Annotated in this window: 8 protein-coding genes; 4 read left to right on the top strand and 4 right to left on the bottom strand. The window is 71.8% G+C overall.

Annotated features, from left to right (window positions below):
- Positions 1-80 precede the first annotated feature (80 nt).
- Together ACO03V_RS10510 and ACO03V_RS10505 are read right to left on the bottom strand one after the other, a co-directional pair.
- Complete coding sequence (locus ACO03V_RS10510; protein WP_423137550.1) at positions 81-992, bottom strand: DMT family transporter; 912 nt, start codon at positions 990-992, stop codon at positions 81-83.
- A gap of 93 nt (positions 993-1,085) precedes the next feature.
- Entirely contained in the window at positions 1,086-2,402 is a 1,317-nt protein-coding gene (locus ACO03V_RS10505; RefSeq protein WP_423137549.1) for an MFS transporter, read from the bottom strand.
- Between the two features lie 161 nt (positions 2,403-2,563).
- On the opposite strand from ACO03V_RS10505, the gene rpsO reads away from it, so the two are divergent.
- Positions 2,564-2,833 (top strand): 30S ribosomal protein S15, encoded by a 270-nt coding sequence (gene rpsO, locus ACO03V_RS10500; RefSeq protein ID WP_071642334.1) that lies wholly within the window; start codon positions 2,564-2,566, stop codon positions 2,831-2,833.
- A gap of 144 nt (positions 2,834-2,977) precedes the next feature.
- On the opposite strand, the gene ACO03V_RS10495 is transcribed toward rpsO, so the two are convergent.
- Positions 2,978-3,994 (bottom strand): isopenicillin N synthase family dioxygenase, encoded by a 1,017-nt coding sequence (locus tag ACO03V_RS10495; RefSeq protein ID WP_423137548.1) that lies wholly within the window; start codon positions 3,992-3,994, stop codon positions 2,978-2,980.
- Positions 3,995-4,296: 302 nt separating this feature from the next.
- Here ACO03V_RS10495 and efeU point away from each other — a divergent pair, with 302 nt between their 5' ends.
- The 3 genes from efeU to efeB are packed head-to-tail and all read left to right on the top strand — an operon-like array spanning position 4,297 to position 7,858.
- A complete protein-coding gene (efeU, locus tag ACO03V_RS10490; RefSeq protein WP_423137547.1) occupies positions 4,297-5,337 on the top strand; it encodes an iron uptake transporter permease EfeU in 1,041 nt (346 codons plus the stop codon).
- On the top strand, positions 5,334-6,563 hold the full coding sequence (efeO, locus tag ACO03V_RS10485) for an iron uptake system protein EfeO (RefSeq protein WP_423137546.1): 1,230 nt from the start codon (positions 5,334-5,336) through the stop codon (positions 6,561-6,563). Before efeU ends, efeO begins: the two co-directional genes overlap by 4 nt.
- A complete protein-coding gene (gene efeB, locus ACO03V_RS10480; protein WP_367730484.1) occupies positions 6,560-7,858 on the top strand; it encodes an iron uptake transporter deferrochelatase/peroxidase subunit in 1,299 nt (432 codons plus the stop codon). Before efeO ends, efeB begins: the two co-directional genes overlap by 4 nt.
- A 121-nt stretch (positions 7,859-7,979) precedes the next feature.
- Here the strand turns inward: efeB and ACO03V_RS10475 are convergent, their stop codons facing one another.
- The gene (locus ACO03V_RS10475; protein ID WP_423137545.1) at positions 7,980-9,062 is read right to left on the bottom strand and encodes an acyltransferase family protein; all 1,083 of its coding nucleotides are present in this window, start codon (positions 9,060-9,062) and stop codon (positions 7,980-7,982) included.
- Positions 9,063-9,171: the final 109 nt, after the last annotated feature.

The following is a 9,171-nucleotide window of genomic DNA, read 5'->3' as shown; positions in this document are numbered from 1 at the left end:
AGATGCGGGGAAGGGAGGGGCTTTCGCCGGTCGGGGGTCCTCCCTCCGCGACATGTCCTCCCGCCGCGGACGGCGCCGCGTCAGGCGGGGACGCGGAACCGCAGCCGCTCCTGGACGAGCAGGATGCCGAGGAAGACGATGACCGCACCGACGGGCTCGTTCCAGGTCAGCCGCTCGCCCAGCACGACGATGCCGAGCGCCACGCCGACGACCGGGGTGATGTAGGTGACGGTCGAGGCGCGCGTCGGCCCCCACGCGCGCAGGGTGTTCTGGTTCCAGACGTAGGCGACGCCCGTGCCCAGCACGCCCAGCGCCACCACGCTGAGCACCACGGCGGGGGTCAGCTCCATGGGCTCGGCGAGGATCAGCGGCGACAGCAGGAGCATGAACGCCGCCGCCGGCGCGATGTACCCGAAGGCGAAGACGGTGCCCGACAGCCCGCTGTCACCGAGGAAGCGGCGCATGTACGCCAGGCTGAAGCCGTAGCAGGCGGTCGCACCCAGCAGCGCGATCTGCGCCACGGTGCTCTCGGCGACCGCGGCGGCACTCCCCGGAGCGATGATGACGACCACTCCGACGATGCCGACTCCGATCCCGGCGAGCTGCCCGCGCCGCAGCCGCTCCACGCGGAACACCGCCCACGCCAGGATCGCCGTCATGATGGGCGTCGTCGCGTTGAAGATGCTCGCCAGGCCCGACGGCACATGCTGCTGCGCCCAGGCGAACAGCAGGTAGGGCACGACGCAGAAAGACGCGGCGAGGACGCACAGGTGCGCCCAGGTGCGCGGAGCGCGCGGCATCCGCTCCCTCCTGAGAAGGACGATCGCCCCCAGCGCGAGCGCCCCGAACAGCAGCCGTCCGCCCGCCACCTGCGCGGGGGAGAGCCCGGTCAGGGCGACCGCGATGAGAAGGAAGCTCGATCCCCACACGAGGCCGGTGAGGACGAACTGCACGGCCACGGAGGCGGACGACGGAGACGAGGGGGATGCCACGGTCCCGACGATAGGCCCCCTCCCCGGCCCCGCCGAGGGCGGTCGGCTGCGACGTCCGTTTTCCGCCGGATCGTGTCCGTCCCGCGCCGCGCGTCAGGGCTCCGGATGCCGGGCGTCGTACTGACGGAAGCGGGGCGAGAGACGGACGAGCAGTCCGACGAGCGCGAGGATGATCACTCCGCCCAGCAACGGCGGGAACCACAGCGCCGCGAACGTGGCGAGGGTGCCGGCGTACAGCGCGCCCACGCGCGGACCGCCTGCGACCACGACGATGAAGATGCCCTGCAGGCGCCCGCGCATCGCATCCGGCACCGCGGCCTGCATCATCGTCGACCGGTAGATCGCGCTGACGTTGTCCGCCGCCCCGGCCAACGCCATGGCCACCGCCGCGCACACGATCAGCGTGACGTTGGCGTGCGTCTCGTCGACGGCATCCGGAGCGAACCATCCCATCGACGCCGCGACGAGGACGAGACCGAACAGAACGATCGCGACGCCGTAGCCCTGGATCGCCCTCTCGATGCCGAGGCCCTGGCGACGGACGCGGCCGATGGGGCCCGAGAAGAGGCTCGAGACGAGGACGCCGACCGCGACGGACGCGGTGAGCGCCCCGGTGGTGACCGCCCCGCCGCCCAGCAGCACGGCGCCGATCGCGGGGAACAGGGTCAGCGGCTGCCCGAAGGTCATGGCGATGATGTCGAGGATGTACTGCAGGCGGATGTTGCCCGCGCGGCGGAGGAAGTCCCACCCGTCGCGGAGGGACTCGAGCCCGACGCGCGACACCGCCCCCTCGGGGCGGATCCGCGGGAGCGTCCACAGGCCGAGGAAGAGGCCCAGCATGAGGACGACGTCGACGGTGTACGTCCAGGCGTAGCCGGAGACGGCCACGAGGACACCGGCCAGCGCGGGTCCCGCCATGACCATGAGCCCGGCCCCGACGCCCTGCAGCGCGGCGGCCGCAGGGAGCAGGTCGCGCGGGATCAGACGCGGCACGATGGCGGACCGGGTGGCCATGACGATGGAGTTCGCGGCGGCGTTGACGATGCTGAGGGCGTACAGGGACCAGACCGTCTCGCTCGAGGTCCAGGCGAGGACCGCCAGCAGCACCGTCGACGAGAACGTCACGGTCGCGGCGATGAGGGCGACGGTCCGGCGGTCGAAGGCGTCGGCGAGCATGCCGCCGTAGAGGCCGGCGAGCACCATCGGCAGCAGTCCGGCGACGGCGACCATGGACACGGCGAAAGTGCTGCCGGTCAGCTCGAACACGTGGAGCATGATCGCGACGATGGTCAGCTGACCGCCGAGGCCGGCGAGGGTCGAGCCGATCCACAGTCGCGCGAACGCGGGGGAGTGCGTGAGGGGCCGCAGGTCGATGAAGCGCGCGTGCCGTTCGGTCGTCTCGTTGCTCACGAGCGCAAGGTGGGGGAGGGGATCACCTGTCGAGCTTACGTTCCTCGCCTCGGCCGCGGACTGGTAGACTCATGCGGTTGCCGTTCGATCGGCCGCGGATAAAGAGAGCTCGCACATCAGGTGCCGGGCGCCGCGCAATGAGAAGGAAGGGGATCCCATCTATGGCACTCGAAGCAGACGTCAAGAAGGCGATCATCGAAGAGTACGCGACGCACCCCGGTGACACCGGATCCCCCGAGGTGCAGGTCGCAATGCTGACGCAGCGCATCAAGGACCTCACCGAGCACCTCAAGGCACACAAGCACGACCACCACTCGCGCCGTGGCCTGTTCCTGCTCGTCGGTCAGCGCCGTCGCCTGCTGGGTTACCTGCAGGACGTCGACATCAACCGTTACCGCTCGCTCATCGAGCGCCTCGGTCTGCGTCGCTGAGCGCACCAGCGTTCCATCGCGCAAAACATTCTTGGAAGGCCGCCCCACGGTGTGGGGCGGCCTTCGGCGTTCCCGGATGCCACCCGGTGGCATCCATCCTGACGGCCGCGCCGGACGGGCGCCCGGGCGGGCGGCGGGGACGGCTCAGGATGCCGCGCGCGCGGCGACCAGGTCGGGGTGCCAGCGCTCCGCGACGTCGGGGTGAGCCCGCAGGCGGGACTTCAGCGCGTTCTCGCCGTACGTGGCGTAGATGGGGTTCGACGGGTCCTGCGTGACGCCGCGGGACTGCGCCGCCAGCTCGGCGGGGAGCTCCATGATCGGCAGGCGGGTGTCGAGCGCGGGGTTGAAGAAGAACGGCACCGAGATCCGCTCGTCGGGGAAGGTCGGCGAGATGACGCGGTGGTTCGTCGCCGTCAGGTACCCCTGCGTCGCGTGCTCGAGGAGCTCGCCGATGTTGACGACGAACGCGCCGGGCACCGGGGGAGCATCGACCCACTCGCCGTCGCGCTGCACCTGCAGGCCGCCCTTGCCGGGCTCGACCCAGAGCAGCGTGAGGACGCCCGAGTCCTTGTGGGCGCCGACGCCTTGCTGAGGCGTGGGGTCGTCCTTGCCGGGGTAGCGGACGATCTTGATGAGCGTCTGCGGGTCGCCGAAGTGGTCGTCGAAGAAGTGCTCGTCTGCGCCGAGGGCGACCGCCCAGGCGCCCAGCAGGCGGCGGGCGACCCCGGTCAGGTGCTCGTGCCACTCGGCGACGACGTCCTTCAGCTCCGGCTGCGCGGCCGGCCAGAGGTTGGGGCCGACCAGGCGGTTGAAGCCGGGGCCGTCCGGGTCGACGATGGGCTCCCGCTCGGGACCGATGTCGATCTGCTCGCGCCAGTCGACGCGTCCCTGCGTACGCTCGCCGCCCACGCGCGTGTACCCGCGGAAGTGGGGGCTCGTGACGTTCTCGATCGAGAGCTTCTCGGCCTCGGGCAGCGCGAAGAAGTCCTTCGCCGCCTGGAGCAGGCGCTCCTCGAGCGCGGGGCTGACGCCGGTCCCCGTGAGGTAGAAGAACCCCACGTCATGCGTCGCCGCTCGGAGGTCGTCGCGGAAGCGTGCGGCGGCATCAGGGCCCTGGTCGAGCTGGGAGAGGTCGAGGACGGGGAGGTTCAGGTCGGCCATGCGACGAGGCTAGATCGCCGGGAGGGGCCCGGGGCGAATGTTGCGAGGCGTTACCCGCGGGGAGCGCGCGACGACGTCCGAGGGTCGCCGGGCCCCTCGGACGGGCCGGGATCCGCGTGATCCTGCGGCGGAGCCCGTGTTACGCCCGCTCTGAGACCCCGCCGGGTGGCGGATAAACCCCGCCGATCGGCGGGGTGTGGACGCGGCACGATCCTGCGTATCGTTTCCGGGTCAGGTGAGGCTGTCCTTACCTCCCGCAGTGCCGCGGTGTTCCACCCCGTCCCGAAAGTCGGATATCACCCGTGCTTGCCAGCTTCTTCGCCACGTTCATCGTCGGCCTCCGCGAGGGCCTCGAAGCCGCCCTCGTCGTCGGCATCCTCGTCGCCTACCTCACGCGCCTCGATCGTCGCGACGCGCTTCCGCGGCTCTGGGCGGGCGTGGGACTCGCCGTCGCCCTCGCGGTCGCGGTCGGCGCGGTCTTCACCTTCGGCGCCTACATGCTCACGTTCGAGGCGCAGGAGCTGCTCGGCGGAGGACTCTCGCTCCTCGCGGTCGCGATGGTCACCTGGATGATCTTCTGGATGCAACGGGCCGGTCGGTCGCTGAAGGCCGGTCTCGAGAGGGGCGTGGACACGGCGCTGCGCGGCGGGGTGTGGGCCCTCGTCGCGATCGGCTTCGTGTCCGTGGCCCGCGAGGGCGTCGAGACGACGCTGCTGCTGTGGTCGATGGTGCAGTCGTTCGGCTCGGAGCCGGTCGCGCTCGTCGGCGCGCTCCTCGGTCTCGTCCTGGCCGTCGTCCTGGGCTGGCTCATCGCGCGCGGCATGCTGCGGCTCGACCTCGGCCGGTTCTTCACCTGGACCGGCGGCTTCCTCGTCGTGGTCGCGGCGGGCGTCCTCGCGTACGCCGTCCACGACCTGCAGGAGGCCGGGGCCCTTCCCGGGCCGTTCCGCGCGGGGGCGCCGGTCGACCCGGCCACGGGGCTCGTCGTGACGGGCTGGGCCGGCTTCCCGTTCGGGTGGGCGTTCGACGTCTCGGACCGCCTCGCCCCCACCAGCCCGATCGCGGCCCTCCTGCAGGCGACCGTCGGCTTCATGCCGGCGATGACGTGGCTGCAGGTCGTCGCCTGGGTCGTCTACCTCGCCGTCGTCGTCCCCCTCTTCGTGCGCGGGGTCCGCGCCCATCGCCGCCCCGGCGGGTCCGCACCCCGCGCGACTCCCGCCCCGACGCCGATCCCCGCCGACGCCCGTGTCCCCGCCGCCCGCGACGCGGCCCTTCCCGCCTCCGATGCCGGCCGCGTGCCCGACGCGGCGGCCTCCGCCCCTGATCCGAATGGAGCATCATGACCTCGACTCGCCTCCTCGCGGCCACGGCCGCGGCCGGCGCGGCCGTCCTCGTCCTCTCCGGCTGCGTCGCCAAGACGGATGCCGCCGCCTCCGGCGCGCTCGCGGTCACCTCGACCGCCGACGGCTGCGCCGTCTCCGCGGCTTCCGCGCCGAGCGGGACCGTCGCCTTCGACGTGAGCAACGAGAGCGACCAGGTCACGGAGTTCTACCTCCTGGCATCCGACGGCCTGCGCATCGTCGGCGAGGTCGAGAACATCGCCCCGGGCGCGTCGCGGAACCTCACCGTCGTGGCCCAGCCGGGCGACTACTTCACCTTGTGCAAGCCCGGCATGGTCGGCGACGGCGTGGGGCGGGCGAGCTTCTCGGTGACGGGAGACGCCGTCGCCGTCGAGGGCGCGGACGCCGAGCAGAAGCAGCAGGCGGTCGACCTCTACGCCGCGTTCGTGAAGGACCAGGCGGGCCAGCTGCTGCCCGCGGTCCAGACGTTCGCCGCGGCCTACGAGGCCGGCGACGACGCGGTCGCGCGCGAGCAGTTCCCGCGGGTGCGCGCCTTCTACGAGCGCATCGAGCCGATCGCGGAGGCGCTCGGCGACCTCGACCCGCGCATCGACTACCGGGAGGTCGACGCGGTCGCGGAGGGCCTGGACTGGACCGGCTTCCACCGCATCGAGAAGGACCTGTGGGTCCCCGCGCAGGACGCGCTGAACGCGGACGGCGAGACGCCGGCATGGAAGGACTGGACGCCCTCGACCCCGGCCGAGCGCGCGACGTACGGCGACAAGCTCATCTCCGACACGCAGGAGCTGTACGACTACGTGCACGGCGAGGAGTTCCTGCAGGCGCTGGAGACGCAGGGCGTCGCCGGCATCTCGAACGGCGCCATCGCCCTGCTCGACGAGGTCGCCAGCGGCAAGATCAGCGGCGAGGAGGACTGGTGGTCGGGGACCGACCTCTTCGACTTCGCCGCGAACGTGGAGGGCTCGAAGATGGCGTTCTCCCTCGTGCGCGACTTCGCGGAGTCGAAGGGCGACAAGGGAGCCGAGCTGGTGGCCCGCATCGACACCGGGTACGCCGACCTCGAGGCCGCGCTCGCCGCGCACGGCTCGGCCGACGCGGGCTTTGTCCCGTACGCGCAGCTGACCGAGGCCGACAAGCGCCAGCTCACCGATCTCATCAACGCGCTGGCCGAGCCGCTCTCGCAGCTCACCGTGACTGTCCTGGAATGACCGTGAGCGAGCAGAGCAGCGTTCCGGAGGGGGCGGCGGATGCCACCGGCCTCTCCCGCCGCGGACTGATCGGCCTCGCCATCGGTGCCGGTGCCGCGGGTCTGGCCGTCGGGTCCGGGGGCGGCCTGGTCGGCGGCGTCGCCTTGGGGCGCGAGCGGGAACGGCAGACGATGGATGCCGCGGCCGGAGGGTCCGGCATCCATCAGCCCGGCATCACGACCCCGGTGCAGGATCACCTGCACTTCGCGGCGTACGACATGATGGCGCGCACCACCCGCGACGACCTCGCCGAACTCCTGTCGGACTGGACCTACGCGGCGAACCGCATGATGCAGGGGCTCGACGTCAGCGCCACCGGCGCCGTGGGGGGCTCGCCGGAGGCGCCGCCGGACGACACGGGCGAGGCCGTCGGGCTTCCGGCCAGCAACCTCACCATCACGTTCGGTTTCGGTCCCTCGCTCTTCGACGGACGGTTCGGACTCGAGGGTCGGCGACCGGCCGGACTCGAACGACTGCCGGCGTTCCTCGGCGACGATCTCGATCCGCTGCGGTCGGACGGCGACCTGTGCATCCAGGCCTGCGCAGACGACCCGCAGGTCGCGGTCCATGCGATCCGCAACCTCAGCCGCATCGCCTTCGGGCGCGCCACGATCCGCTGGTCGCAACTCGGGTTCGGACGCACGTCGAAGACCACGTCCGAGCAGTCGACGCCGCGGAACCTCTTCGGGTTCAAGGACGGGACGGCCAACATCCTCGCCGACGACGGTGCCGCCCTCGACGAGAACGTCTGGGTGTCGGCATCCGAGGGTCCGGCGTGGCTGGCGGGCGGCTCGTACCTCGTCGCCCGCCGGATCGCGATGCTCATCGAGACCTGGGACCGCACCCGGCTCGCCGAACAGGACCGCGTGGTGGGGCGCGACAAGGGCCAGGGGGCGCCGCTGTCGGGCGGGGACGAGTTCACGCCGCCGGACTTCTCGGCGACGGATGCCGCCGGCTCGCCCCGCATCGACCCGCGCAGCCACGTGCGTCTGGCTCACCCCGACGCGAACGGCGGCATCCGACTCCTCCGCCGCGGCTACAACTTCGTCGACGGGACCACCGACCTCGGCCGGCTGAACGCCGGGCTGTTCTTCCTGTCGTTCCAGAAGAGCCCCGAGCGCTACATCACGGTGCAGCGGTCCCTGTCGACGGATGCCATGGGGGAGTACCTCCGCCATGTCGGCTCGGGACTGTGGGCGGTGCCGCCGGCTCCCGCCGCGGGGGCGTCGGTGGGCGCCGGGCTGCTCGGCGTGTGAGCTCCCGTCGGTTCCGGTCCAGTGAACGCTCCGGCGCGAGGGAAACGCCGTGCCACGCCGTTTCCGCCGCGCGAGAGCGTTTCCTGGGGACCGGGGTCAGCCCGCGCGGCCGGCGCCGGGGTCAGCCCGCGCGGCCGGCGCCGAGGGAGTGGTCGCGGAACAGCCAGGGGAGGCGCGGCTCCACCAGCGGGCGCGTGAGGCGCCGCACCGGTCGGCTCGACAGGCCGACGGCGATCGCGACGCTCGCGACGGCGATGATCGGAAGCCACAGCCCCACCGGCTCGAGGTGCCGCAGCACCCCGGACTGCCGGAACGGGTAGAGCACGAAGGTGTGGAGGAGGTAGACGTACATCGTGTACCGCCCCAGGTGCGTCCAGCGGGTCTCGCGGCGGGGGACGAGAAGCAGGAACGCCGCCATGAGCGTCAGCGCGAGCACGATGAGGCCCAGGCGCACGAGCCCCGCCCACCAGTGCCCGGCGTCGAGGTCGACATAGGGGTCGACGAAGAACAGCCACGTGCCCAGGCGCACCTCCCGCCAGAGGTCGACGAAGGCGAACGCCACGACCCCCGCACCCGCGAGGACGGCCGCCGCGGCCACCCGCAGCCACACCGGCCGCGCGGCGAGCAGGCCGAATCGCTCGACGACGCCGCGGTCGCGCAGCCACCATCCGATGGTGAAGAACGGCAGCAGCCCGAGCGCGCGGGACAGCGAGAAGGTGGAGTCGATGCTCGGCAGGTATCCCGTCACGATCGAGATGGCCACCGCCCAGACCACCGGTCCGCGCAGGAGCGCCAGGTAGGGCAGCACGAGGCGGAAGATCGCGAGGGCCAGCAGGAACCACAGCGTCCAGGACGCCTGCGTCGGGTCGAGGTTCGTCCGCCCGGTGAGGAGGAACCGCAGCACCGTCCACAGCGTCTCGAAGATGAGGTACGGCGCCAGGAGGTCGGTGAACAGCCGGGCCATCCTGGCCCGCGTGGGCTCCGCCGACGAGGAGAAGAACCCCGCCACGAGGGCGAACAACGGCATGTGGAACGCGTAGACGAGCAGGTAGAGCGCCTCGGCGGCATCCGAATCGTAGGTGAGACGCTGGATTGCGTGGCCGAACACGACGAGCACGATCGCGGCGAATCGCGCGTTGTCCCAGAACGGCACACGCGTCTTCGCGGTCGCAGCAGTGCGGGGGGCGGCATCCATTCGTCTCATCTGCGGTCACGCTAGCCCGGTGCGCTCCGCGGGTCGACGGGTGTAGCGAGGGGATGCCGGTGGGGTATGGCGGAATAATCCCTGCGGTCGTGCGTTCCATCAGGTACAT

The organism is Microbacterium sp. HMH0099 (assembly GCF_049384025.1).
Taxonomy (GTDB): Bacteria; Actinomycetota; Actinomycetes; order Actinomycetales; family Microbacteriaceae; genus Microbacterium.
The sequence above is the reverse complement of the archived record's forward strand: the minus strand, read 5'-3'. Positions and strand labels throughout refer to the sequence as shown.

Bases quoted from the DNA above. Each gene is read 5' to 3' on its own strand.
- ACO03V_RS10495 (WP_423137548.1), bottom strand. From the start codon at position 3,994: ATGGCCGACCTGAACCTCCCCGTCCTCGACCTCTCCCAGCTCGACCAG.
- efeB (WP_367730484.1), top strand. From the start codon at position 6,560: ATGACCGTGAGCGAGCAGAGCAGCGTTCCGGAGGGGGCGGCGGATGCC.
- ACO03V_RS10475 (WP_423137545.1), bottom strand. From the start codon at position 9,062: ATGAGACGAATGGATGCCGCCCCCCGCACTGCTGCGACCGCGAAGACG.
- efeO (WP_423137546.1), top strand. From the start codon at position 5,334: ATGACCTCGACTCGCCTCCTCGCGGCCACGGCCGCGGCCGGCGCGGCC.
- rpsO (WP_071642334.1), top strand. From the start codon at position 2,564: ATGGCACTCGAAGCAGACGTCAAGAAGGCGATCATCGAAGAGTACGCG.